The sequence below is a fragment of the Stanieria cyanosphaera PCC 7437 genome (assembly GCF_000317575.1).
Taxonomy (GTDB): Bacteria; Cyanobacteriota; Cyanobacteriia; order Cyanobacteriales; family Xenococcaceae; genus Stanieria; species Stanieria cyanosphaera.
This window is the reverse complement of sequence record NC_019748.1, coordinates 305,314-330,817: the sequence shown is the minus strand read 5'-3', so window position 1 is coordinate 330,817 and position 25,504 is coordinate 305,314. Positions and strand designations below refer to the sequence as shown.

22 protein-coding genes and 1 pseudogene are annotated in these 25,504 nt (G+C 36.4%); 8 read left to right on the top strand and 15 right to left on the bottom strand.

Features of this window, described 5'->3' with window-relative positions; genetic code table 11:
• Positions 1–26 precede the first annotated feature (26 nt).
• A complete protein-coding gene (locus tag STA7437_RS01395) occupies positions 27–404 on the top strand; it encodes a nuclear transport factor 2 family protein (RefSeq protein WP_015191581.1) in 378 nt (125 codons plus the stop codon).
• Positions 405–596: 192 nt separating this feature from the next.
• Here STA7437_RS01395 and STA7437_RS01390 read toward each other — a convergent pair whose 3' ends face one another.
• Positions 597–1,724 (bottom strand): iron-containing alcohol dehydrogenase family protein, encoded by a 1,128-nt coding sequence (locus tag STA7437_RS01390; protein WP_041619662.1) that lies wholly within the window; start codon positions 1,722–1,724, stop codon positions 597–599.
• Between the two features lie 267 nt (positions 1,725–1,991).
• On the bottom strand, positions 1,992–3,386 hold the full coding sequence (locus STA7437_RS01385) for an MBL fold metallo-hydrolase (protein WP_015191579.1): 1,395 nt from the start codon (positions 3,384–3,386) through the stop codon (positions 1,992–1,994).
• A gap of 248 nt (positions 3,387–3,634) precedes the next feature.
• Between STA7437_RS01385 and purB the strand changes: the two genes are divergently transcribed.
• Together purB and trxA are read left to right on the top strand one after the other, a co-directional pair.
• Positions 3,635–4,930 (top strand): adenylosuccinate lyase, encoded by a 1,296-nt coding sequence (purB, locus tag STA7437_RS01380; RefSeq protein ID WP_015191578.1) that lies wholly within the window; start codon positions 3,635–3,637, stop codon positions 4,928–4,930.
• Between the two features lie 244 nt (positions 4,931–5,174).
• Complete coding sequence (gene trxA, locus STA7437_RS01375) at positions 5,175–5,492, top strand: thioredoxin (protein ID WP_015191577.1); 318 nt, start codon at positions 5,175–5,177, stop codon at positions 5,490–5,492.
• A gap of 57 nt (positions 5,493–5,549) precedes the next feature.
• On the opposite strand, the gene STA7437_RS01370 is transcribed toward trxA, so the two are convergent.
• The 4 genes and pseudogenes from STA7437_RS01370 to STA7437_RS01360 form a co-directional block, all read right to left on the bottom strand.
• Positions 5,550–5,783: a restriction endonuclease subunit S domain-containing protein gene (locus tag STA7437_RS01370; RefSeq protein WP_015191576.1), complete on the bottom strand. Its 234-nt coding sequence runs from the start codon at positions 5,781–5,783 to the stop codon at positions 5,550–5,552.
• A gap of 16 nt (positions 5,784–5,799) precedes the next feature.
• A complete protein-coding gene (gene arsC, locus STA7437_RS01365) occupies positions 5,800–6,126 on the bottom strand; it encodes an arsenate reductase, glutathione/glutaredoxin type (protein WP_051036017.1) in 327 nt (108 codons plus the stop codon).
• A pseudogene (locus STA7437_RS25305) lies at positions 6,120–6,302 on the bottom strand (arsenical-resistance protein); the annotation flags it as partial. The pseudogene STA7437_RS25305 and the gene arsC, both read right to left, overlap by 7 nt.
• A 188-nt stretch (positions 6,303–6,490) precedes the next feature.
• Entirely contained in the window at positions 6,491–7,213 is a 723-nt protein-coding gene (locus tag STA7437_RS01360; RefSeq protein ID WP_015191575.1) for a 2-phosphosulfolactate phosphatase family protein, read from the bottom strand.
• 136 nt (positions 7,214–7,349) lie between these two features.
• Here STA7437_RS01360 and STA7437_RS01355 point away from each other — a divergent pair, with 136 nt between their 5' ends.
• Positions 7,350–9,032, top strand: a complete 1,683-nt coding sequence (locus STA7437_RS01355; RefSeq protein WP_015191574.1) for a DUF1565 domain-containing protein — start codon at positions 7,350–7,352, stop codon at positions 9,030–9,032.
• 47 nt (positions 9,033–9,079) lie between these two features.
• Here STA7437_RS01355 and STA7437_RS01350 read toward each other — a convergent pair whose 3' ends face one another.
• The 3 genes from STA7437_RS01350 to STA7437_RS01340 are packed head-to-tail and all read right to left on the bottom strand — an operon-like array spanning position 9,080 to position 12,425.
• A complete protein-coding gene (locus tag STA7437_RS01350) occupies positions 9,080–10,414 on the bottom strand; it encodes a DUF2254 domain-containing protein (protein ID WP_015191573.1) in 1,335 nt (444 codons plus the stop codon).
• Positions 10,411–11,436 (bottom strand): mechanosensitive ion channel family protein, encoded by a 1,026-nt coding sequence (locus STA7437_RS01345; RefSeq protein ID WP_015191572.1) that lies wholly within the window; start codon positions 11,434–11,436, stop codon positions 10,411–10,413. The genes STA7437_RS01350 and STA7437_RS01345 overlap by 4 nt, the downstream gene beginning before the upstream one ends.
• Positions 11,437–11,471: 35 nt before the next feature.
• Positions 11,472–12,425 carry an energy transducer TonB gene (locus STA7437_RS01340; protein WP_015191571.1) on the bottom strand — a complete coding sequence of 318 codons (954 nt, stop codon included), beginning with the start codon at positions 12,423–12,425 and terminating at the stop codon, positions 11,472–11,474.
• 537 nt (positions 12,426–12,962) lie between these two features.
• On the opposite strand from STA7437_RS01340, the gene STA7437_RS01335 reads away from it, so the two are divergent.
• Entirely contained in the window at positions 12,963–13,745 is a 783-nt protein-coding gene (locus STA7437_RS01335; RefSeq protein WP_015191570.1) for a hypothetical protein, read from the top strand.
• 83 nt (positions 13,746–13,828) lie between these two features.
• On the opposite strand, the gene STA7437_RS01330 is transcribed toward STA7437_RS01335, so the two are convergent.
• The gene (locus STA7437_RS01330; protein WP_015191569.1) at positions 13,829–16,228 is read right to left on the bottom strand and encodes an endonuclease MutS2; all 2,400 of its coding nucleotides are present in this window, start codon (positions 16,226–16,228) and stop codon (positions 13,829–13,831) included.
• 234 nt (positions 16,229–16,462) lie between these two features.
• Between STA7437_RS01330 and STA7437_RS01325 the strand changes: the two genes are divergently transcribed.
• Complete coding sequence (locus tag STA7437_RS01325) at positions 16,463–16,606, top strand: chlorophyll a/b-binding protein (RefSeq protein WP_015191568.1); 144 nt, start codon at positions 16,463–16,465, stop codon at positions 16,604–16,606.
• A 77-nt stretch (positions 16,607–16,683) separates the two neighbouring features.
• Here STA7437_RS01325 and STA7437_RS01320 read toward each other — a convergent pair whose 3' ends face one another.
• Positions 16,684–17,298: a chromophore lyase CpcT/CpeT gene (locus STA7437_RS01320; protein ID WP_015191567.1), complete on the bottom strand. Its 615-nt coding sequence runs from the start codon at positions 17,296–17,298 to the stop codon at positions 16,684–16,686.
• 145 nt (positions 17,299–17,443) lie between these two features.
• On the opposite strand from STA7437_RS01320, the gene STA7437_RS01315 reads away from it, so the two are divergent.
• Positions 17,444–18,814 (top strand): TldD/PmbA family protein, encoded by a 1,371-nt coding sequence (locus STA7437_RS01315; RefSeq protein WP_015191566.1) that lies wholly within the window; start codon positions 17,444–17,446, stop codon positions 18,812–18,814.
• A 60-nt stretch (positions 18,815–18,874) separates the two neighbouring features.
• On the opposite strand, the gene STA7437_RS01310 is transcribed toward STA7437_RS01315, so the two are convergent.
• The 4 genes from STA7437_RS01310 to STA7437_RS01295 form a co-directional block, all read right to left on the bottom strand.
• Positions 18,875–19,120, bottom strand: a complete 246-nt coding sequence (locus STA7437_RS01310) for a helix-turn-helix transcriptional regulator (protein WP_015191565.1) — start codon at positions 19,118–19,120, stop codon at positions 18,875–18,877.
• Positions 19,121–19,940: 820 nt separating this feature from the next.
• Positions 19,941–20,666: a triose-phosphate isomerase gene (tpiA, locus tag STA7437_RS01305; RefSeq protein ID WP_015191564.1), complete on the bottom strand. Its 726-nt coding sequence runs from the start codon at positions 20,664–20,666 to the stop codon at positions 19,941–19,943.
• A 312-nt stretch (positions 20,667–20,978) separates the two neighbouring features.
• Complete coding sequence (locus STA7437_RS01300; RefSeq protein ID WP_015191563.1) at positions 20,979–22,226, bottom strand: glycosyltransferase; 1,248 nt, start codon at positions 22,224–22,226, stop codon at positions 20,979–20,981.
• 18 nt (positions 22,227–22,244) lie between these two features.
• Positions 22,245–23,615, bottom strand: a complete 1,371-nt coding sequence (locus STA7437_RS01295; RefSeq protein WP_015191562.1) for an MFS transporter — start codon at positions 23,613–23,615, stop codon at positions 22,245–22,247.
• Between the two features lie 404 nt (positions 23,616–24,019).
• On the opposite strand from STA7437_RS01295, the gene STA7437_RS01290 reads away from it, so the two are divergent.
• The gene (locus tag STA7437_RS01290; RefSeq protein WP_015191561.1) at positions 24,020–25,330 is read left to right on the top strand and encodes a J domain-containing protein; all 1,311 of its coding nucleotides are present in this window, start codon (positions 24,020–24,022) and stop codon (positions 25,328–25,330) included.
• Positions 25,331–25,504 lie beyond the last annotated feature (174 nt).

Genomic DNA, 25,504 nt, shown 5'->3' with positions numbered 1-25,504 from the left:
TTTATTTGTTAATGGTTGTTTAAAAAATGAATAATTCTCTAGAAACTGAAATTGTTGAATATGAAGCAAGGTTACGACAAGCAATGCTTCAGTCGGATGTAACAGCACTCAATGAGCTTCTCGCCCCAGAGCTAATTTTTACAACCCATCTCGGTGAGTTAGTAACCAAAAAAGATGATCTTGAAGGACACCAATCAGGACAATTGGCAATTGAGTCACTTACTCCATTAGAGCAAACAATTCGGCTCGTTGGATATGTTGTGATTGTTTTGGCACGAGTTAAGATTGTGGGAACTTATGCTGGTATTCCATCAGAAGCAGATTTGCGATTTACACGAGTATGGGCTTCTACTTCCAGTGGTTCGTGGCAAGTAGTTGTCGCCCATTCTAGCGTCGTGGCATAGTTGCATCTACTAATATTACAATTAATTGATTGCAAAATTTAAAACTCAGATCAAATATTTAGATGTTTGATTAGCTAAAACTTTAACTTAAATCAAACTATTTCATGTTCAGAATGATTTTTTGTATTTTACCTAACCTATTACTTACAGAGATTGATAGAATACAATCGATCAAAAACTGCTGTAATCTTGTCAATGATCTTTGGGTAAAGAAACCATTGCAGCCATTAACTCTTCTGGAGAAACAGTAAAAGGTAATCTGTGAAGATCAGAATTAGGAAGACAAGCATATTCGGCTGCCTGACGAAGTTGAGCTAAACTAATATTACTCAAGCCTAAATCTTCTAAAGTCTTTGGCAAACCAATTTCACGATAAAACTCAGTTAATTGTTGTCGAGTAGAAACAGCTAATTGATTACCTTGAACCATTTCTTCTAAACGCAACTGTACCAAAATACCATAAGCTACTTTTTCACCGTGTAAAGCTTGATGAGCGCACCGAAGTTGGGTTAAACCATTGTGAATCGCATGAGCAGCGACAGTACGACAATTCGCACCGCCTAAACCACCAATTACGCCAGCCAAAAGTACAGTAGCATCGACTACTTCAAGCCAATCATCACTATCAGGATTAGCTACCGCAGCAGGTGATTTTTGAAACAGTAAATCACGGAGAATTCTTGCTTGTTGTACTGCAGCAATAGTCAAGGTTGCAGAAGAGCTACCACTACTAACCGAAGCTTCGTACCATTTAGCTAAAGCATCACCAATTCCAGCTACTAAAGTTCTTTTGGGTGCAGTACGAATCAAACCATAATCTAAGATTAATAAATCGGGACAGCGGTCAAGGGCGACATCAAATTGAAAAGCACCCTCTTCGGTATAAATATTAGATAAGGCTGTCCAAGCTGCACAAGTAGCAGCCGAAGTAGGAATAGTAACTACAGGTAGATTACATTGATAAGCTAATAATTTGGCTGTATCTAAGGCTTTACCACCACCAACGCCAATAATTAAATTGGCTTGATGGGAAGTAACAGCACTTTGCAGTTGTTGTAAAGAAGACTCAGCACAATCAGGACTATAACTTGCTGAAGAAGTAATTAATTGCTGTTTTTTGGTAATAAAGTCAACATAGGGTTGAATTATTTTTAAAGTCCGATCGCCTCCGACAATGAGAGGACGAATTCCTAAACGAGCGATCGCTTCTCCTGATTCTTTGAGACAATTTTCTCCCCGTAATACTTGGGATGGGGCGACAGCTAGAGGCAAATAAGTTGTAGTGGTACGATTAACTTGATTGGTAGTTGCTTTGCTCATCTTGATAGCTACGATATCGGTCATAAGTCTGCTATTTTACATTGTTAACTAAATTTTTTTAACTTATGGCGGATTTTTAACATCAATGTAAGTACGGATTGCTTCAATCAAAAGGAAATTGTATAGCAGTACAAACCAAGATTAGGACATAATTGTAAATCGTAGAAGCAAAACCCAGTTCGCCCTTACAGGGTTTTTGTACTAAGCTTATTACCTACCCCAGCACCAACAATTGAGATCAAAACTTAGAGATAAATTATGAATAGCTTATCTAGGTTTTTGAACAGGCAGATTGGCATTTTTCCAAGCTTTCCAAGAGCCAGGAATATTAATTACACGCTCAAATCCATGTTTTTGTAAAAGACTAGCTGCAATCGAAGCCCGATAGCCAGTACCACAGTAAACGGCAATTTTTTGATTTGGCTCTAACTTCTCCAAATGTTCTTCTAGATGGGGTAAATAAATGTGTTTTGCTCCAGGGATGAAGCCGTTTTGATATTCACTGTCGCTTCTTACGTCCAAAATAGTTATTTCTGAATCATTTGTGTGTTGACTCAACTCTTGGACTGTTAACTCTTCTATACGCTGTAGAGGCAATCCTGCATTTTGCCAACTAGTCATTCCATTATGCAAATAGCCAGCTAGGTTATCGTAACCTAGACGAAATAACTGTTCAGTGATCAGGCAAAGATCCCGTTGACTTTCTATTACTAGCAAAATTTCTTTTTCTGGGTCAATCATCCAACCAACCCAATTAGGAAAAGCAGGAAGCAGAGAAATATTAATTGCACCAGGGATATGTCCACCACCAAAAGCTAGAATCGAACGAGTGTCGATGACAACAACGTTTTGCTCTGCCATCTTTCCTTGAAATTCTTCTACCGATAGGGGTTGTAAAGTTGGTACACAACCCATTACCTTCGCACCTTGAGCGTTAATCTTCTTCAAACGTCGATAATGAGTAGGTGGTTCGGGTAAATCGCTCAAAATCCACTCGACAAATTCTGCTTCAGTTCGCTGTTTAAAAGCATCGCTAAAAACTCGCTCATTTCCGATCGTAGTTTGTCTGCGGTCACCTATTGATTTACCACAAGAAGAACCCGCACCGTGACAAGGATAAACTTCCAAGCGATCGCCCAAAGGTAAAATTTTATCAAATAAAGAATGATACAGTTTGGCTGCTAAATCTTTTTCTGTTCCTGCTCCAACTAGGTCTGGTCTACCTACATCTAAATTAAATAAAGTATCGCCAGTAAAAATACCAAAAGGTTCTGTCCCTTGTTGAGAGTCAAAAACAAGCAAAGAAATATGTTCGGGGGTATGTCCAGGAGTATGAAGAACCCGAAGAGTAACGTTACCAAGATGTAGTTCGTCTCCCTCAGTTAGCTGTTGAGCTTCAAACTTATAATCATCGCTTTTACCTACATAAATTGGTGCGCCAATACGGGCTTGGAGTTCGTGAGAACCAGAAACAAAGTCCGCGTGGATATGACTTTCGATAATCTGAGTAATTCTAACACCAAGTGCTCGCGCCTTTTGTAAATATACATCTACATCACGACGCGGATCGATTACGGCAACGACCCCTGCTTGGTCGTCTCCTATTAGATAGGATAGTTGAGCAATGCCTTCGATGTTGATCTGTTCTAAAATTAATGCCATAGTATTTTTTGCTTCCCAAATTCAGTTAGTTGATTAATGTTTAGCAACATAATCTTTTTTTCATGAGTAACTTAATAATTTGAGTTTAAATAACTTGTACTAATTAAACATCTGTTAATAGTTACAATTCCTAATTAAACTATCCTTGTTAATGTGCAACCAAGACACAGAATAGACATTATTTGAATAATATTTAAGATCAAGCCTACATAGTAGTAAAATTGACAGTTGTATTCTCGGCACAGACTGTGATTGAACGGTATACTCTGCCCGAAATGGGCGAAATTTGGACTGATAACTATAAATTTAAAACCTGGTTACAAGTAGAAATAGCAGTCTGCTCCGCGCAAGCTGAACTAGGTTATATTCCTCAAGCAGCAGTAGAAGAAATTAAAGCTAAAGCTAATTTTGATCCTAACCGCGTTTTAGAAATAGAAGCAGAAGTTCGCCACGATGTGATTGCTTTTTTGACTAACGTTAATGAATATGTAGGTGACGCAGGTAGATATATTCATTTGGGTTTAACCAGTTCCGATGTCTTAGATACTGGTTTAGCTTTACAATTAGTTGCTAGTCTCAATTTAATTTTAGAAAAGTTAGAAGAACTGATTCAAGCGATTCGCTATCAAGCACAACAACACCGTTATACAGTGATGGTAGGTCGTTCTCATGGTATTCATGCAGAACCAATCACTTTTGGTTTTAAACTAGCAGGATGGTTAGCAGAAGTATTACGCAATCGCGATCGCTTGGTGAGATTGAGAAAAGATATTGCCGTGGGTAAAATTTCGGGGGCAGTTGGTACTTATGCGAATATCGAACCTCAAGTAGAAGCGATCGCCTGTCAAAAATTAGGTTTAGAACCCGATACTGCTTCAACTCAAGTCATTTCTCGCGATCGTCATGCCGAATACGTTCAACAACTTGCTTTACTAGGAGCTTCAATCGAACGTTTTGCTGTCGAAATTCGCAACTTACAACGGACAGATGTTTTAGAAGTAGAAGAATTTTTTACCAAAAAACAAAAAGGTTCTTCGGCAATGCCCCATAAACGTAACCCCATTCGTTCAGAACGTTTAACAGGGATGGCAAGAATTATCCGAGGCAATGCTATGGCAGCTTTAGAAAATGTTGCTCTTTGGCACGAACGAGATATTTCCCATAGTGCAGTAGAACGAGTAATCTTACCTGATAGCTGTATCTTAATTCATTTCATGCTCAAGGAAACTACTAGTTTAGTTAAAAATTTACTGGTTTATCCTGACAATATGAAACGAAATATGAATGTTTATGGAGGGGTAATTTTCTCCCAAAGAGTCTTACTCGCTTTAGTAGAAAAAGGAATGAGTCGAGAAGAAGCTTATCGAGTTGTGCAAGGATGCGCCCATACAGCTTGGAATACTATTGATGGAGATTTTCGTAAGTTAATTAGTCAAGATGAGACAGTCAATCAATTCTTATCTGCTGAAGAAATTAGTGCTTGTTTTGACCCTCAACATCATCTTCGCAATCTAGACGAGATTTATCAACGACTTGGAATTTAGTCTTTTTATTTTTTGATTCAGAGAAATTAGACGGCAGGAGGACGGGGGTTGTTCTCGGACTCGAATTCGATTCGAGTCACAGCCCCTCCAGAAGGCAGGAGAAAATACGGATGATCAAATTTAAATACACACCATCTTACTGACGCGCTTTGTTATTAGTTATTGATTAAGCAATAACCAATGATTAATGACTCTAGTTATGATAAAGCTGTAAGTCATCAACTGAGGATTCAGTTTATAAAGCATGGCAGTCAAAAAGAAATTTTCTAGTTTTCAGGAATTAATTGAAAATTCTCAAGTTCCTGTTTTAGTTGATTTTTACGCTACTTGGTGTGGTCCTTGTCAAATGATGAGTCCGATTTTAGAACAAGTCGGCGGACATTTACGCGATCGCTTGCAAGTAGTGAAAATCGATACAGATAAATATCCAGCACTTGCATCCCATTATCAAATTCAGGCACTACCTACTTTAGTACTGTTTAAAAATGGTCAACCAGTCGAAAAAATTGAAGGAGTGGTACAAGCTAATCAATTAGTTCCCTATTTAGAAAGTTTGTTGTAGGTTAACGTACTGTAAGGGCAAACCGTTGTTTCTATGAGGCTGTGGCGTGAATTAATTTTACGCCCTGTTTCTATTTCTTATCTTGATATCACCTTTTTTGAGTTCTTCGTATTCTTGTATTTCCCGCCTCAATACCTCAAGTTGATTATTAATAGTATCCAGATAAGCTTTGTGACGCAATTGCTCATTGCGATTTTCTGGAACAGGACTATTGATAAGTTTAGCTTGAGCCTGTTCAAATTCTTTGATTTTGGTTTTAGTAATGCCGTATTGACGTTCGTTCAAAATCATTGTTTTAAAATCAATTCTAACTCCTTTGACATCCTCCCACCGCTAAACGCTCGTTACCTCGCGAAGGCCGAAAGGTTTCAATTGGTTGTCCGTCAGGATCGTCTAATTGCCAATCTTGAAAAATTTCTCTGGTTACCCATTCTGGTGGTAAATTAACACCACAACCACAAAGAGATACGACAGCGTCATAATCTTCTGCTTGAAAATCACTAAGAGGATCAGAAGTTTGATCGCTGATATCAATCCCAATTTCTGACATTACTTCTATTGCCGTAGGATTAACTTGACTTGATTCTAGTCCTGAAGAAGTCACGCTAACTTTTCCCTTTTTTTGTTCTAACAATTAAAACAACGAGGATCGCGTAAAGTAGCTTTTTCTGGTTCTCTAGGAAACCAACTCGCAGTGCGTTTACAAACTTCTACCAACATCAACATCACTGGTACTTCGATTAAAACTCCGACAACGGTAGCTAAAGCTGCACCAGAATTCAAACCAAATAACATCACTAAGGAGCGAAGTTTATTACTATTAATTCAACTGACTTGAGTTAATAGCCAATTTTGGGTTTACACCCACCTTTTTGAGCAAGAGGTGGGTACAAAGTCATGATCTTTGACTGGTTTTTAGTAATTTTAATGTCAATTGTGTCTAGTCTTGAAAAAAATATCTCAAAAACTAAGATTTTATAAATAGACACGATTTGTCATCAATTGATAATAAAAACACCAGGTTCTTTTTGAATTGGAAGTACATCTAAAAGATCAATAGTGGCACAATATTTCAAATCTTCGTCACCATCTAATTTTAATAAACGTTGTCCGTGACTACATTGATGAAACATTTTTAACAAATTATCTTGCCATTGGGTATAAAGTGCGATCGCAGCAATTACTTCATCATTACCAACCAGATCTGAAGATTGGTTGAGCAAAGACATTGCGATCGCACCTGCACAAGCAGTATCTTCTAAAGAATAACTACCTTCCCATCCCGAACCAACAATCCAAACTGTTTCTGGCTGATTTTTTAACAAATAATTAACCGCAGCTTGACGATTGACAATGGCAGCAGTAATAACAGTAGGAGCTTGTTCAACTCTTTGAAGAGCGCGAGTACCATTAGTAGTGCTGATAAATAATCTTTTTCCGCCTACTAGTTTGGGAGTGCAATCGAGGGGAGAATTGCCTAAATCGCAATTTTCTACCTTTTGACCACCTCTTTCCCCAGCACGCAGACGTTTTTCTGGTAACCATGCTGCCGATTTATTCATCAATTCGTCTAGATCTTTAAAAGCTTGTACTGCTTCTGCGCCTGCGTTTAAAGCGGTAGCAATAGTAGTTGTAGCACGAAGAACGTCAACCACAACTGCACAATCAGGCAGACAATCTGTAGGAGTTAGTTCGGGAGTATGATAAACAAACAGTTTCACTTAATTACACTTAATAATTTAATTTAAACTTTCGCAATTATACGTTATTTTTCAAGGATTAAAAGGCAACTTGAACTAATTAGTTTGAGTCTTTAGATCAGGCAAAAAAACGATCTAATTTTTAAGGAAATTGGCTATGAGTTACCAACCACGCAATCTTAATATTATCAGGAAAACCTATTTTTTTAGTTTATGGTTAGCTTGTGCCTTTTCTTTCCCTTTAGGTAATCTTGTTTTTGCTCAATCAGTTAATTCTCAACTACAAGTTAGTTCGGAAACAAATATTATTTATGTCGATCCTCAGACTGGAAATGATCGTGGAGAAGGTACTCAGCCGTCACCATTAAAAACTATTACTCAAGCATTACAACAAGCTTTACCTAACACTACGATCGCTCTTGCACCAGGAACATATAATGAAGAAACAGGGGAAAAATTTCCCTTAATTATTAAAACTAATGTTACTTTACGAGGTGCTTCTGGAGGACAAGGAAGCAATGTAATTATTGAGGGTAGTGGTTATTTTATTAGTCCAACCGCAGCAGGACAATATGTAACGATCGCGGCAATTAAAAACTCTAAAGAAATTACAGGAGTAACAGTTATAAATCCTCATTCTAGAGGACATGGTTTATGGATTGAATCAGCTAGTCCAACTGTTAGTAATAGTAGTTTTATTCGTAACGGAAATACGGGTTTATCTGTTAATGGTAATAGTGCGCCAATAATTACTAATAACTATTTTCATAATAATGCGGGAAATGGTTTATTGGTTTACGGTACTTCTAAACCTCAAGTTAAAAATAATACGTTTGAATCAACGGGTTTTGCAGTCAGTGTGGTTCAAAATGCTGCACCTGTTTTAATTGGAAATAGTTTTAGTGGCAATCGAATTGGGGTAATTTTAGAAGGAAATTCTCAAGCGGTTTTACACGATAACAAGATCGAAAATTCTCAAGAATATGGCTTGGTAGCGATCGCAAATGCTCAAGCAGATTTAGGTACTACCGCTCAACCAGGCAATAATCTGTTTCGCAATAATGGCAAGCTAGATTTACAAAATGCTACTAACAATCCTCTTTTAGCCGTAGGAACAGAAATAAAAGGAAAGACAGAAGGCGAAATTGATTTTCGTGGAACTATTACCCAGAATAGATTACAAGAAGTTACGGCAACAGCAACCAAACCATCAACTGATTTAGTTTTAAATGCTATTTCTCCTCAGCAATCGGTTGCTACTACTACATCAAATCAAACTGCTCAAATACTTCCTTCTTCTTCACCAATTCATACTAATTTAGTTCGTCTCACCAGTAACGAAACTCTACCATCTCCCAAACCTGTACCTGTACCTGATTCTCCACCGCCTACTTCTAATTCTTCTCCAATAGTGTCGTCTCCTCCTGCTTTACCTACTTCAGCTTCAGATACTAATTCTGTTGCCGACTCAAATCCTAACAAGGAACTGGTTTTTACTGCATCAACTAATCATTCGATTTCAGAAAGCAATTTTCCTCCTCAACCCTCCACAATTACTAATCTTCCTCGTAATCAGGTCAATACTTTATCAGACGTATTCGGTTCAGAACATGAACAAGTTACTTCACCATCTCCCATAACCGCTAAATATCGAGTTTTAGTAGAAGCTAATCATAGTAGTCAACAGTCTCAAGTGCGATCGCTTTTTCCTGATGCTTTTACTACTGTTTATTTAGGTAAATCAATGTTACAAGTAGGAGCATTTAGTAATAAAGATAAAGCTGAAGGTGCGTTTGAGTCGCTGCAAAATTTAGGCTTAAAAAGCTATCTTTTACAATAATTAGCTCTTAATTGCCAATAGTCTAGAAAGAACCAAGATGGTTGAATTCATTTTGCTAAAAGCTCTTTTTGAATCGTTAGGTAACGCTCTTCAAGATCTTGTTTGTCTAATTCTTCAGATATAGCTTGTTGACTATTGCGTTTAATCATCTCGGCATGACGCAAAAGAATTTCGCGTTCTTGAGGAATTGACGTGTAACGAGCAATTGTTGCGATCGCTTCTAATAAACGAATCATTACGGCGACATCACTTTTGCCATACTGTCGAATCTGGTTGAAAGCAGTACCAACTAACCCAGCAAAGGTTACTCGTTCGGCAATCACACGAAGTTTTTGATGGTCATCATAACGGTAAGGAGAAGGAAAATCTCTTTGAGCAAGGCGCGATAATCCAGCACTGAGACGGTCAATACAACGAATGGCAGTAAACGGATCGTTAATACCAGGAGAGATGGCACGTAGAGCAATTTCAACTAACTGTTCAATGGGAAACTCTACATCTTGTTGCTCGGTTCGCTCTTTTCCCAAAATAAAAGCATCGTTAAGCTCTTGAAGCAACTTGCGATTAACTTTTTCTCTAGGATAGACCAAAATTATCTCACTACCTTTGACGATAAACTGACCTGGACGATAGTTAAGGCGTAATAGTAAATTATACTGACAAGCAAGCTTGATTAGTTCTTCATCATCGATCGCTTGCAAATAACCACTACTCTGCGCTCTTACCCGATAAACATTGGAGTCAAAATCGATGGGAATTTCTTCTACTGGTCGTTTCAACTCGGATGCACTTTGTCCAATTTTTTCTGGAAACAGGCGATCAATTGCGCTGTCTAAATCGGTACTCGTTTCTACAATGACGTGCGACACTTGAATGATAGTAGAAGCATGATGAATAAAATAGATTAATACCCCAATTGAAGCCAGAGCAAGAAGCAATCCCACAGTAACAGAAAGTTGCGGTACAAAGGAGTCATAATCATCTCCATCTCCACGAATAGTTCGCAGTACCAATAACGAATAAATAAAGGTACTGATAAAAGTACCCAAAACAATTTGATTGCCGGTATCCTGCATAAAGTTACGCAATAACCTAGGCCCAAAATTAGACGCTGCCAACTGAAGTGCCACAATTGTAATGGAAAAGGCAGTAGCAGCAATGCCAATAGTAGAACTCGACACCGATGATAGTACCTCACGCGCTCCATTCGCGCCACCAGTATAAATCCAACCCCATTTTTCTAAAGGCCCATAATTGCCGTCACGATCAAGCCACAACATAGTAAATGCCAATGCGATCGCGATAATGGCAAAAATGGTTGGCAAAAACCAATAACTAGAGTGGAGCGAATACCAAAGCTTACCGAGTTTAACGTTTTTCATGGTCGCACATCGTTTGAGTTTACTTGCTTTTCCTTGCCACTATTACCGTTGCTCGAAGACCGTGTTTGAGCGAGTTTGAGCAGAGAATCGCTGATGCTACGAGGCTTTGGTACTCCTTTGTTGTCAGCAGGCCAACCTTCTCTTTGCCGAGAGCGATCGCCATCTGTCTCTTCGGTTTGATCGTGGAATAAAATCTGTTGGGTTGGGAAAGGTAGATCGATCCCGTTAGCCGTCAGTTTATTTTTAATAGCTGCCAAAACTTGATCGCGTGCTTCAAGATCGTCTGCACGTCGTGGTGGTTTAATCCACCATCGGGTGCGAATATTAACTGTACTTTCCGCCAAATCTATAACTAGTACGTCAGGCGCAGGCTCTCTCAGAACAGTATCTATACTGTCAAGTGCTTCTAGAATTAATCGTTTTGCCTCATCAATATTATCACCGTAGCCAATCCCGACATCGTATTCCATTCGACGACTCTCAAAAGCCGTGTTCACGGTAACTGAATTAGTAAACAGTTCTGAATTAGGAATGACAATTCGACGACCATCATAGGTTCTAATTATCGTTGCACGAGTTTGGATATTTTCTACCGTTCCTTCATATTCTTTAAAAACGATCTGATCGTCAATCTTAAAAGGCTCGGTTAAAAGAATTAAAATTCCTGCTAGAAAATTCTGCAAAATGTCACGGAAAGCAAAACCAATGGCAACACCACTAATACCAAGCAGTTGAATTAAATCTCCTGCTCTAAATGTTGGAATAATAATCGATAAAGCGACAAATAAACCGATCAGGATAACAGTTCCTTGGGCTAACCTTCCCAAAACCATTCCCAAATTTCTCGCTTGTCGATGTCTGCGGGTGAGGCGTTTAACAAGCATCTTTAGCCATCTGGCAAGAAAAAAAAACGCGATGAAAACAATCACTGCTAAAACAAGATTAGGCAGTAAAACAATAAAACCATCAATTAATCCTTCAATTTTTGCCCATGCTGCTGCAATTGATTCTTGGTAACTCATCAGACTTTATAGCAATTTTTAATGAAAATTTTTAATCAATTATGAATGTAAATATTAAAACTAAATTGAATCTCCAAGCGATCGCGTTTAAAACTTTGAGGCAAGGCGTCAAAAGGAGCAGATTGTTGTACTGCTTTGAGGGCATCTTGATCTACTTGTTCGTTGCCAGAGGTTTGTACTACTTTTAGTCCTGTAATTTGACCGTTGCGTTGAATAGCAAAGTTAAGCACTGTATACTGCTGTTGTCCTGGAGAGAAAGGTTGCCAGTTTCGTTTTACTCGTCGCCTAATTTCATCAAAATATGGAGCAAGATCGTCTTGTTGAGCCTCTAATTGAGCATAGGGTGCTTCTTCGCTAGCATTGGCTTGAAGATTGAAAAAAGAACTCCCAAAATCATCTTGAAAAGATTTTTGATAAGTTTGCCCAAGTAAACTTGCTGCACCCGAATCAGTTGGTTGCGGGGTAGGAGGTACAGGTTTGGGTTGAGGAGGTAAACGAGTTGCTACATCAGAATTTGCTTCAGTTTTTTGGGGTGATGGTTGTTCTTTTGAAGTTGGGGTTGTGGTTGGTTTGACTGGTTGTGGTTGGGGTTTGACAGTTTCAGGAGGTTTTGTTTCTGCTGGGGAGGAAGCAACTTTTGACGAAGATTGAGAACTTGAATCGATCGCTGTATTTCCTTTCTGATCAGTCGAGGGAGGCAATTGTGAGGTGACTTTGCCTTTTGCCACAGAATTATTTACTGCCCGACGTTGAGTTTCTGGAGGTTTATCCTTGGGTTTTTCAGGAGGAACAACGATAAATTCAAGCGGTGTATTTTCCTGTTGTTGCTTAGTAATAGGTTGTGGTTTTAGGGAGACTAGATGCGATCGCTCTAAATGAGTAATACCCACTACTGCTAACCCATGAATTAACAAAGAAATCAACAAATATGGCCATAAAGAATCAGAGCGAATTAGGTCATAGGCTCGACTCGTTGGTTTGCCAGTCATGATGAAGAAAACTCAGTAATATTGCTCGTACTATACTTTAACAAACTTCTCTGACATGGAGAGGTTCATGAATCGTCGTGACAGTTTTTGTTTGATCCTAATCTTGATTAGTATTGCTCTAACCGAAAATATTCCGTTAATAACGATAAATTTGCCTACTGACTTATAGGATGAATTAAGAAAAATTATCTAATTTAAGCGGAATTTGTCTTGATGTCTTTAGTATTTGTTGAATCAAAAAGTGTTGTTAACGGTTAATTATCGAGATGTACACACTTAAGATAAATTTTGAGCGTATAACTTTAAACAAAATTTAAGTATTAATTTTTCTGACTTTTTACTACTAAATTTTAAACTAGAAAATTAAGACGCTAATTAAACCAAGACTAGCTTATTTTTAGAGTTTTTTTTAGCTTTCTCAAATCGCTAGTCTGATTTCAATCACAAATACACCGCTGCCCTACTAGATAAGATGAGGAGTTAACAAACATAGCAGTGATTTTCTATCGTGGTCAAAAGTCAACCCCACCTGAAAAAATGAGCAAGTTGTACAATATAACTTGGGCTATTGCTATTGCTATAACGATTACAGGAATGCAATGGCAAAGAGCAGTTAGTAAAGTTACGCCAAAAACAACAAATACTTTTTCTGACTCTTTGAATCAAAAGCAGGATTCTTTATTATTAGTTAGTAATCGACCTATTTGTCAAAAAATAGGACGTGATTATCAAGAAATCTATTCTTTTGAAACCCAAAATTTTTATATCAATATTTGTCGTTTAGAAGATAATTTTTTTTATTACAGACAGTCGAAGCTTAATCCTCGTTATCAAATTTTGTTGCCTGCTACATTAGTGTTTGGTGGTGATTATTATCAAGCGGTAGATGGTCATACTGTTTATTTGGTGGGCATTAATAGTGATGGTTATTATTCGTCAGTGATGCAGAATAATAATGAAATTATCTTTGAACCAGAAATTCAGTCTTCATCTACAATAGCTCAAAATTCGTGGTCAAATAATTTGAATCTAAATGAAAATAATGAGGACACTAATACCGAACAACTTAGTCAAATTTGTACTAACGACAAAAACGATCTTCGTCCTTCTTTTTCTGGTTGGCAAGAATTTATTGGAACTTCTCCTGAAGTTATTGGCAAATATGCGGTAAGTAATGGTTATGATTTTAGCTACAATAGCGACAATGTGGCTGAAGCTATAATTAATACTACTAATGGTTTGCAGGTTATTTTCAACATTGAAAAAACTACTCAAATAGTTAATGGAATTTGTGTTAATTCTGTTACTAGTCAACTTTAATCAACCAATAGTTCAAGTTACTCTACCCTAAACAGGCGGAATTTACTTGAACTTTGTTTACTTTGAGGCAAACTGCTAAAAATTTATTTTAAATAGACAACTGTAACTCCTGAACCTCCTTCATTTTGTGGTGCTAGTTCAAACCTCTCTATTTGAGGATGTCGTTTGAGAAATTCATGAATTCCTTCCCGTAAACGCCCTGTACCTTTACCATGAATAATCCATAGTACTCCTGATTCTGTAGCAGAAGCGATCGCATTTTCTAAATCTGCTTCCGCGTTGGCAACTCTACTACCTCTTAAATCAATGGTATTTTTGGAAGTTCTCACTGCTACGGGTGGTTTGGCCGCTGCTGGTTTGGTTTTAGTTGATGATGCAGTTTTAGCTTTAACTGCTGTTTCAACTTTTTGTCCATCTAAGGATTCGATCTCGTCAACGGCTACTGTCATTTTCATCAACCCAAAACGAACAGTTAATTGTTTTTCCTCCTCGTCAATACTTAATACTTCTCCTGTTTGTCCGAGGCTAGGAATTTTAATTCTTTCTCCTACTTTCGGTTTGTAACCTGGTTTGGTTCGTTTGGGTTGTTTAGTTTTGGCTAATTCCCTTTCGGCAATTTGATTGAGTTCCTCTGTAGCTTTTTGGGCTTTTTGGGCAGTTTGTTCTCCTTGTTGTAAACGCCGAATTACTTGAGCAATTTCACCTTTAGCTGCGAGAATTGCTTGTTGAACTGCTTTTTCTTGAGATATTTTTAATTCTCTTTCTCTTTCTTGGAGAGAAGAGGCTTTGGCTGATACTTCCGTATAAAAACGTTCGGTTTGTTCTAATAATTTAGTAGCTTCTTTGGCTTTGTTTTCTTGTTCTCTTCTTTCGGCTTCTAAAGCAGAAATTACCAAATTAAGCTCTTGGGAAGCACTAACTCCAACTCGCTGTTGGGCATCCTCAATAATTTCTGATTTTAATCCTAGTCGATGGGCAATCGTTAGGGCATTAGAACGTCCAGGAATTCCCCACAATAAACGATAAGTAGGTTTTAAAGTTTGATCGTTAAATTCTACTGAAGCATTTTCAAATCGCTCATCTTGATATTTAAGAGCTTTTAATTCTCCATAATGAGTAGTTGCTATAGTTAACAAAGCTTTTTCTGCTAAATATTTCAGAATTGCGATCGCTAAAGCACTACCTTCGGCGGGATCTGTACCTGCCCCAATTTCATCAAATAAAATCAGGGAATCTTGTAGGCTTGACGTTTCAATAATGCGACTAATTCGACGAATATGACCCGAAAAAGTGGATAAACTTTGTTGTAAAGATTGTTCGTCTCCAATATCAGCTAAAACTTGCTCAAACCAAGGTATTTCTACAGGTTCTTTGGCAGGAATAAACAAACCCGCTTTGGCCATCAGGGCAGCTAAACCTATCGTCTTGAGGGTGACTGTTTTACCTCCTGTATTAGGTCCTGTAATGGCTACTACCCGAATCTGAGGCTGAATTTGCACATCAATCGGGACAACCTCTGTACCTTGTTCGTGCTGTTGTTGCCAGACTAACAAAGGATGTCTCAACTGACGTAAGGTTACAGTTTCTCCTTGATTAACATCAACAAACCGAGGAGGATTTGCCCCCAACCACCAACTATAACGCGCCCTTGCCGTCGCCAAATCCAAGACTGTTGCGATCGCAAGTAATTGTTCTAAGTCTTCTTGTACTGCTGCGACTTTTTCGGTTAAAGCTCTTAAAACCGCTTCTTCTTCTCTTTTTTCTTGTCTTTCTGCTTGTCTGAGTTGATTCCCTAACTGAACTACTGCATTGGGTTCAACATATAAAGTAGAACCAGTACTAGAAATATCGTGGACGATGCCAGGAATAGAATCTTTTTGCGGTGCTTTAACAGGAATCACAAAACGACCATCGCGTTGGGTAATTACCGCTTCTTGAACTGCTCCTCCCTGTTTTTGAACTATATTTTGGAGAATTTTATAGATTTTGTCGCGTAATCTTTTTATTTGACTACGAATCTCTGCTAATTTGGGATTAGCTCGGTCAGTTACTTCACCGCGATCGTCGATACAATGATGGATTTCTTGTTCTAGTTCTGGATAAGTCCGTAGTTCGGTGACTAATTGAGTTAAAGTTGGTAAATCTTCTGTCTTAGCATCAATAGTTCTGCGTAATCTTCGGACTCCTGCCAAAGTGGTAGCCAAATCTAGTAATTCTTGAGCAGATAAAAGTCCGCCGATTTTCGCTCTTTCTAAGGATTCTCCAATATCTTCAATCCCTTTAAACGACCAGCTAGAATCTAACTGCTGTTCTAAACTATAAACTTCCTTAGTCTGGGCTAATAATTGAAGACTTTCTGTTTTGGTAGTTGGTAATTGTAATCCCCTAGCTGCCACTGTTCCTAATTTGGTAGCTGCAAAAGTAGAAAGATGTTGACACAAACGATGCCATTCTAATAACTCTAAAGTTTCTGTCTTAATCAAGGTTGATAAATTTAGCTACTACGTTCTGATGGATGATTAATTTAATTATGCTCAAAGTTAAGAGGCTAAGTTAAGCGTGAGTTTTGCTGAATTATTTTTGTCCTATATTAAATAATACAAAAAAAGCTCCTCAATCACAGTATAAAGAAATGTTGCAATTTTTGACGGTGATAGTTACAATAAATCACAAATACTTGACTAATTTACACTTCTGCAATCATAAGGTTCATAATCATGGAAAAGCAAGAAAATAAATTTGGTTTTACTTCTTTTGCTGAAAACTGGAATGGTCGTTTAGCGATGTTAGGATTTATAATCACGATCGCAACTGAATTAATGACTGGTAAAGGAATTTTGGCTCAATTAGGTTTAATGTAATTTGAGCATATTGTTTTATTGATAATATCTTTTGAATAAGTAGGGAGGATTCATAAATTCTCCCTACTTTGTTTTTATTAAATTAATAATTCATCAGCAAAGTCTTGGATTTTAGTAAATTGGTAAGCACCAAGTAAAGCACCCCAAATTCCTTTACCTGTTTGAGGATCGATACCTTTGTCGTAAGTTAATAAAGTTTCAGGAGTCACTTCAAAACCCAAAAATACTTGGAAGTTTTTACCTTGATAATTAAAACTACAAGGACAGTCACTCTGGGGAGAAGTTTTAAAATGATATTTATTTGCTGAATTGTGCTGAAATTCTACGTTGAGAGTGCAATTTGGTAAAAATTCAATTTGTTCTAAAGTTATTTGCTGCAAAAGCTGAGGATTTGTCCCTGCATCCTTAACCGATTCGATATCTTTGAACATATAATACTCTACTCGCAGTTGTTGAGGAGAAGCTTCGTTTTCCCTAAGACGTAGAAGACGAGGGCGATAAGGTTGGTTAAGATTGACTACGCTAGCTTGTTCGGCAAATAAAGTAATACTATCTTCAGTAAATAAAGGTACTGGTCGTATCCACAAACGCAAATGAACATACCACGCAGGTTGAGCTAAAGCTTGAGGATGATTGTCAAATTCTCCAGCAAGATATTGTCCTAAAGCGATTAGTTGAGCAGAAAAAGTCATTTGATAAATTCAAGATAGTTATTTATCTAGTTTAGATTGATACTAAGAACTAAATTACTAATTATTAGGGAAAAACAATCAACCATTAACCATTAGCTTGACTAGATCTCATTTAAGCTAATTACTATTTACTGAATAATTAATTATGACTTTAGCTACAACCAACACTCTCATCACTCAAGAAGAAGCTTTAGCATTAATCGAATCTACCATCAAACAATCTCAGGCTGAAGGGGTGTTTGTTAGCCTCAGCAATAGCGAATCTGCTTTAAGTCGCTTTTGCGAAAATCAAATTAGTCAAAATATTCGCAAAAATCGCTTCAAACTATCTATTATTAGTTATTTTGGCAAAAGTAGTGCTTCTGCCTCTACCACCGAACTTGATCCAGAGGCAATCAAACAAACTGTACGTCGTTCAGAAGAATTAGCTCGTTTTGCACCAGCAGATCCCGAATGGATGCCACTACTTCCTCCCCAGAATTATGAATCAAGAACTCCTGCGTTTGATCTTGCCACAGCTAGTTTATCTCCTCTTGCCAAAGGCGAAATGCTACAACAAATATGTCTGCGTGCCAAAAATGCAGGGGTAAATGGTTCAGGTACTCTTAGTAGCGCAGTCTCCTTACAAGCGATTGGTAATTCGGCAGGATTAAGAGTTTGCGATCGCACTACTGAAGCCGATTTTAGTTTTACCGCTCGTCAAGAAGATGGTTCTAGTTGGAATAATCGTACCGCCTGGAGTATCGAACAATTACCACTTGAAAGTATAACTGAAGAAGTCATCCAAAAAGCGATCGCATCTCGGCAACCTCGTCCCATCAAACCAGGAAACTATACAGTAATTTTTGAACCCGCAGCTATGGGGAGTTTATTACCTTGGGTGATTTGGAATTTAGATGCTAGGGCAGCAGATGAAGGCCGTTCTTTTATGTCTTGTCGCGATCTCGGCAGAGCGGAGGCGCGGAGCGATCAAAAAGGTCAATTTGGTAATCGAGTAGGAGAAAGAATTTTTAGCCCTCTACTTCAAGTACAGCGTAACTCTGCTCACCCTTTATTACAAGGAAGTACTTTTTTTGGTGATGGCTTAAGTAATAATTATCTAGAAATCATTAAAGATGGCATACCTCAAACTCTTTCCTATAGTCGTTATTGGGCGCAGCAACAACAACAAACAGCAACAGGAGCTTTTTATCCTCTTGTCATGAAAGGTTCGTCACAAAGCCTCTCAGATTTAATTGCACAAACGAAACAAGGCATCTTAGTTAGTCGTGCCTGGTACGTTCGTTCTGTTAATCCCAAAACTTTAGAAGTTACGGGTATGACTAGAGACGGTACTTTCTTGATTGAAAATGGTCAACTAGTCTATCCCGTTAAAAATTTGCGTTTTAATCAAAGCCTACCAGAGATGCTTGCTAATTTAGAAGCTGTCGGTAAGGTACAACGCTGCGGAAGCAACGTCATACCTGGCTGTAAAATAACAAATTTTCATTTTAGTAGTGTTACCGATAGTATTTAATTCAAAATCTTAGATAAAAGTTTGCTTTAATCAATTCCGTTTACAAATATCAGAAAATAACTAATCTGATGGTGGTAAAAAAGAATTTGGCAACTCGTCTAAGTTTTTGTTGACTGCTTGGCAAAATGCTTTCATTTGTGCCACAGTCATTGTCGGTTCTGCTTGTCCTTTTTCCCAGCGACGAATAGTAGAAACAGCTACACCAATTTGGCTAGCTAATTTCTCTTGAGATAGTCTTGCTGCTAGTCTTAGTTGTCGAAAAGGAGATTTGGTTGATTCTAATTGACCTTGTTTTGGTCTTGTCATGATATGTTTAATAGCTTAAATAGAACAGTCTTTTTGGTAGAAAAAATAAGTGTAAAATAGGTAAACTCTTAGATTACCAATGCTATAAAAAGCAAATTGTTTTCGTGAGACAATAAGTAAGTTTTTGATTCATAAAAATTAGCTTTATATAAGAAGTTAACTTGCTTAAGAAACTCTGTCAATTATAAAAATTAACATTTATGTAAATATTGAGTAAAGATTTTATAAAAACAAGAATTAAAGATTATTAGTTTTAATTTATTTTTTTTTCTCAAAGTGAATAGATCAAGTTTTGTTCAGTTAATTGTTTTTTATTCATGTCCTAATAATTAAATCAACTATAAGCTCAAAAGTGCTAAGATTTTTAAAAAACAAAAATAATAATTTATGTTAAAGAATCTACTTTTAAAAACCACTCTAAACACAAGGAATATTGTAAATAATAGATATAAAACAAAAAAATAAACTAAAACAATTTATTTTTTTATTTTTTGAAAAATAATTAAATACCAAAAAGATATTTTTTTTATTTTGATGAAACTTTAGAATTTAATTTACTATTTTTAAACTAAAAAATAATTGTTTTTTTTGATAAATATAAAACTTAGTTAATTAGCAAAAAAAAACTAACCTTATTAAGTTAGTTAGAGAACTTTGAGCAAAAATAATCAGCAATAGAAAAAATAACAATTAAGTTTTGATAATAAAAAAAATAGATACAATTATTTCATTGAGACAAAACTTTTTCTTAACTATTAGCTTTGACTCCTGGCACAATTGCTTTTTCCAGGCAACCAAAAAGGTTGCCATCAAGCTTTAACTACTGATAATTAACAATCCGAGCAAAACTATCAGCTTCTAAACTAGCACCTCCTACGAGTACACCATCAATTTCTGGTTGTGCCATAATTTCATCAATATTATTTGGTTTAACAGAACCACCGTACTGAATCGGAACATTTTGATTAGTTAGTTGCTTACGAATAATCCCAATCACTCGATTAGCTTCAACAGACTCGCAAGTATCTCCTGTACCAATCGCCCAAATAGGTTCATAAGCTATGACTAAGTTATTTTGATCGATATCAACTAAATCTTGTTGAAGTTGATTGATAATAACATTTTCAGTTTGTCTTGCATCTCGTTGTTGTTTGGTTTCACCAACACAAAGAATTGGTATCATTCCATGACGTTGTGCAGCTTTGAGACGTAAATTAACAGTCTCATCTGTTTCTCCAAAATATTGACGGCGTTCGCTATGACCAATAATTACATAATTAACTCCAATTTCTGTGAGCATATTACCTGCAATTTCTCCAGTGTACGCTCCTTGATCTTCCCAATGAATATTTTGCGCACCTAAACGAATTTTACTGCCGTGTAAAATTTTGGACATTGCCGTTAGAGAGGTAAAGGGAGTGCATAAAACAATTTCTCTTCCTTCAGCAGTATCTTCTATTTCAGGTTTAAATTTTTGCACAAATTCAACAGACTCTGCTTGAGTCTTGTACATTTTCCAGTTCCCAGCAAGAATGATTTTTCGCACGACTTATCTATTTTACGTTCAACATCAAATGCAGATATTTTGGAGATTGTCATAGTTTGGCAATCTTTTGTTTTGTACTCTGCAAAATTAAGTTTAAGGCTTTATGTAGGTTAAAGCTAGGTTATGACAGTTACCAGTAGAGACGTTCCATGGAACGTCTGTACACCAGTTATCAGTTTTTTACCGCTCGGTACACTTGAATTTAATTCAAGTGTGGGGAATCCATCGGGGCTTGCAAGCGGGGCATTCCGCCCTTTGATCCTTCGTTTCACGTTTCTGACGCCGAAGCGCTTTTTACTTTACTAATAATCGTCAACCATCAACAATAATATTTTGATAGCGAATAATTTGCTCTTCCCAAATATTTAATAAATTTGTTACAGCCTGTTCCCAGCTATATTTACCAATCACTGATTTTCTGCCTTGAATTCCCATTTGCTGACGTAAAGATTGATTTTCTACTAATATTTTTAACTTATGAATAAAATCATCTTGGTCTTGGGGAGTAAATAAAAATCCATTAATTCCATCTTGAATATTTTCTACTACTCCGCCAGCACGAGGAGCTAAAACTGGAATATTAGCAGCAAAAGCTTCAAGAACAGTTAGTCCTCTGGTTTCTTTTTCTGAAGTTGTAACGTGAAAATCACTATTGACTAACAGTAAAGGAATTTCTTCTGGAACGACTCTACCAAAACAATAAAAGTGAGGAGTAAATTGACTGATTGTCTGACAAATTTCTGTCTTCATTTCTCCATCACCAATAATCAGAATAGCAATTTTATTTTTATCAATAGTTTGAAAAAGTTTTGGGAATGTTTTAAGAGTAAAACTCCAACCTTTATCAGGTGTTAATCTTCCTAAAAATACTAGTTTTATTTTATTGTCTAGTTCAGGAAGATTATAGTTAGTTTTAAAAAAATTTGTTTGACGTAATTGAAGATTATATTTAGAAGAATCAAAACCAAGCAAATTGCTATAGCAAATATTTTTAATGCCAATGTCTTTAATTTTTGGCTCAGTAATTTTACTTGTTACCAGAGTTAAATCGTAGGAGTTGTAAACAAAAAGAATTAATTTTCTAACTATATATTTAAGAAAGTTGAGTAAGGCCGTTGGCAAAGGAAAAAAGTCTTCTAAATATTCAAGAAAGTTGGTTCTGAAAAAACTAATACAGGGAATGTAATGTTTTTTAGCATAATCTTTACCTGCTATCCTCCAGAAACCAACAAATAAACGTTCTGGTTCATCAACATGAATAATGTCTGGTTTAAATTTTTCTAGTTCATCCTGTAATTTTGAATAGGAATAGAAAGCTACATTACGTTCAAATTCGACAAAAAAAGGAGTACTTTTTAAGTTGACTACTCTGACTCCAGGTAAAATATTACCTGTAAAATCTTGCCAATTAGGATAAATTGAAGCGATCGCACTATAATCGGGACAAAATAATAATACCTGATGTCCCCATTCACTTAATTTTTGGATGCGATTCCAGCCACTAACAGTTACTCCATCAATTACAGGAAGAAAACCAGAGGTAATAATAGCAATTTTCATGGCAATGAACAAAAAAAATTAATTTGATTTGTGCAAATGATATTCAGAATTATGGTGTTCTGTTAAATCAAATTGTTCAAATTTAAAATTTGACTTCCCCAAGTCTGGTAGTTCCTTTTCTAATTTTTGTAAGCGTGGTTGTCGCCAAGCGATCGCAGCAGCAACTAGATTAACTAACCCGAGTAAAATTAATAGTAAAGCAATTCCTTGTCCTAATCCTGTACCAATAATTTTGCCAATACTATGAGCTAAAAAGCCATTTTCATTCATTAAAGGATTTAGTACTCGGTCTACTAAAGGTCCAGCTAAAAGGTAAGCACAAATAGCCAGAGATCTTTCAATAGTTTGTTGTAGAGCAAAAATTCTTCCTTGCAAGCGTGGGGGAATTTTACGTTGCCAAATGGTTTGATTACAACTAACAATAATCGGTAAGGAAAATAAATAGCAAAAAACACCAATTCCTACTACTATTATTGAAATTTTTAAACCACTTAATAAAATAATTATTCCTTGAATACCAACAAAAATAATAATAGTTTTGACCAAATATTTAGGGCCATTCCAAACCGTCATTAAAATACTACCCAACAACATTCCAAAACCACCAATTGAAAGAACCGAACCTAATTCAGTGGTTGAGTCTGGTTTATATAATAAAGGCCACAAAACTACTTCTAACATTCCTGTTGTAAAGTAGCTAATCGCAATAAAACTGAGTAGCTTAAGTAAGCTTGTTCGGGCGACAATGTAATTCCAAGCTGATAAAGTTTCGTTGACAATTTGTTCGATAATCTTGGTCTTTCTATGACTAGCTCGTTTATGATTAGGAAACCTAACGCCTAATAATGTAATTAAAGCTACGACAAAAGTAGTTAGATCAATAAATAGCACCGCTTCAATGCCAAACATTTTCATTAACAAACCAGCAACAAAAGGAGCAGCAATTTTAGCTGCCCCACTAGAAGCTTGTACCATGCCATTAGCACGACTGAAATTTTCTTTAGGAACAAGTTGAGCGATCGCAGCTAGATAAGCAGGTAATTGAAATGCGCCAAACGCAGAATTAATTGTGACTGCTACATAAATATGCCAAACTTGTAGTTTTCCCGTGAAAACCAGCAACATTACTACTAAAGTAATTATTCCTGATACAGAATCGCTTAAAATCATTGCATAGCGTCGATTCCAACGGTCTATCAACACTCCTGCCACAGGAGAAATGATTACTTTTGGCAAATAAATCAAAAGAATTGTGAGAGCAAATTGAGAGATTGTTCCAGTTTCTTGATAAGTTTGTTCTAAAATCCAAAATCCTAACGCAAATTCTGTCAATTTAGAACCGAATAAAGAAACAACTTGTCCAATCCAAATAATTAAAAAAGTTTGCATACAAATAAATAAAAGACCAAGTTTTAATTAGCTGGTTAACAATTAAATAATTTCCGCTCAGATTTTAAGCAGTTAATTAGAATTATTCAAAATCACTTCTCAAAAAAAAATTATTGTTTGATCGGCCTCCTCAACTTAAACAAGAAAAAAAACAAACTTCATCACTATAGTTGCTCAAACTTATAACTCGGTACAATTGTTTAGAAAATAAAGATTATTGTAACGATAGAACCACCAATTTAACTAAAAAACCTCTAAAAGTAAGAAATTATAGTAATAATTTTTGTAGAGCAAACCCCTTCAATTAAGATGAAGTAAAGTTACAATAGTTGCCCAATCTGTTACTTTTATGGAAGAGATTGAGGTTGTTTTTGGAGGTTTAGTTATCAAAATAGGGTAAATCAATGGCAAAAACTGAAGATTACTACTTTATTCTTCAAGTTTCTTCTGATGCGTCTATTCAAGATATTAAAGCATCTTTTCGTCGTCTTGCACGCCAATATCATCCTGATCTTAATCCTAATGACTTGGTAGCAGCAGAAAAATTTAAACTGATTTCTCAAGCATACAATGTTCTTTCCGATACAACTAAACGCCGTCGCTATGATCGTGAGCGTGCTTTTACCAATCAAACCAGTAGAATCAAAAATTCTGCTTCAACTTCTCAAGACTACTATTTTAAAGGCGTACAAAAATCTCAACAAAGAGAATATCAAAGAGCTATAGATTATTATACTAAAGCGATCGAGCTTGATACTAATTTTGTAGAGGCGTATCTCAAGCGTTGCGAAATGCGGTATAAACTTGGAGACAATCAAGGCGTACTTGAAGATTGTTCCCGTGTTTTAGAAATCGATATGACTGTTGGTAAAGCTCATTACTATCAAGGAAGAGCGAGATATCGTCTCGGTTATACTCAATCAGCGATCGCTTCTTATACTCAAGCAATTTATCATGAAAAAAGTTATGCTCAAGCTTATTATTATCGGGGTATAGCCTATCGAGATTTAAAAGATAGTATACCAGCAGTTGAAGATTTGCATACGGCAGCAGAACTATTTCGTCTTCAAGGCAATCATAGTGCTTATCGTTTAACTAAAAAGAATATTCAAGCTTTAAATCCAAAAAATTGGCAAATTAACGATTTATTTGGCTGGTCTGGTAATTTATTAAGTAATGTTTTAACAAGCTTAGTAATTTATTTATTTAATCCAGGAGGAGGATTATTACCTGCTTTTGCGCGTTTGGAAAAACAGCAAGCAATGGAAGTAGGAATTATTTATGCTGCCTTAACAAATTTATTTTTTCTCAATGGTATTTATATGATTTGGGCAGAAACTAATTTTCCTTGGTTAGAACTATTACTGCTCGGTTCAATTCCTTTTTTTAGTTTAATTATAATTGCCAATTTAATGCGGAATTTTTGTCGAGGTAGTGGTGGTATAGAAGGAGATATATTTATTGTTGGGGCTGCTTTGATTCCGCTTGGTTTAATGACTTTAATACTTGGTTTTATTGTACCTCTATCCTTAAATTTATTAATAATAATTCTGTTGATTTATGGTTTTTGTTATAGTATTCTAACTTTTTATGCTGGATGTACCCAAATTTGGAATATTTCCGAAGCAAAAGCTGCTTTAATTGTTCCTTCAATGTTAATTATCAGTGGTTCATTAGTTTATTTTGCTTTTACTACTCTAGTAAGAGCAACTTAAAATATAATTTCCTACGTGTTTTATGATATAGGGCTGTTTCAAACTGGCAGTTATCCTTCTTATGTCACTCTCCGAGAATTAAAATAAGAAAACCAAAACTCCAGATAGCTACAAGCTAGATGAGACAATCGATATAGAATTACAGATTCTCAAACATTTAAAGAGAGATGCTTA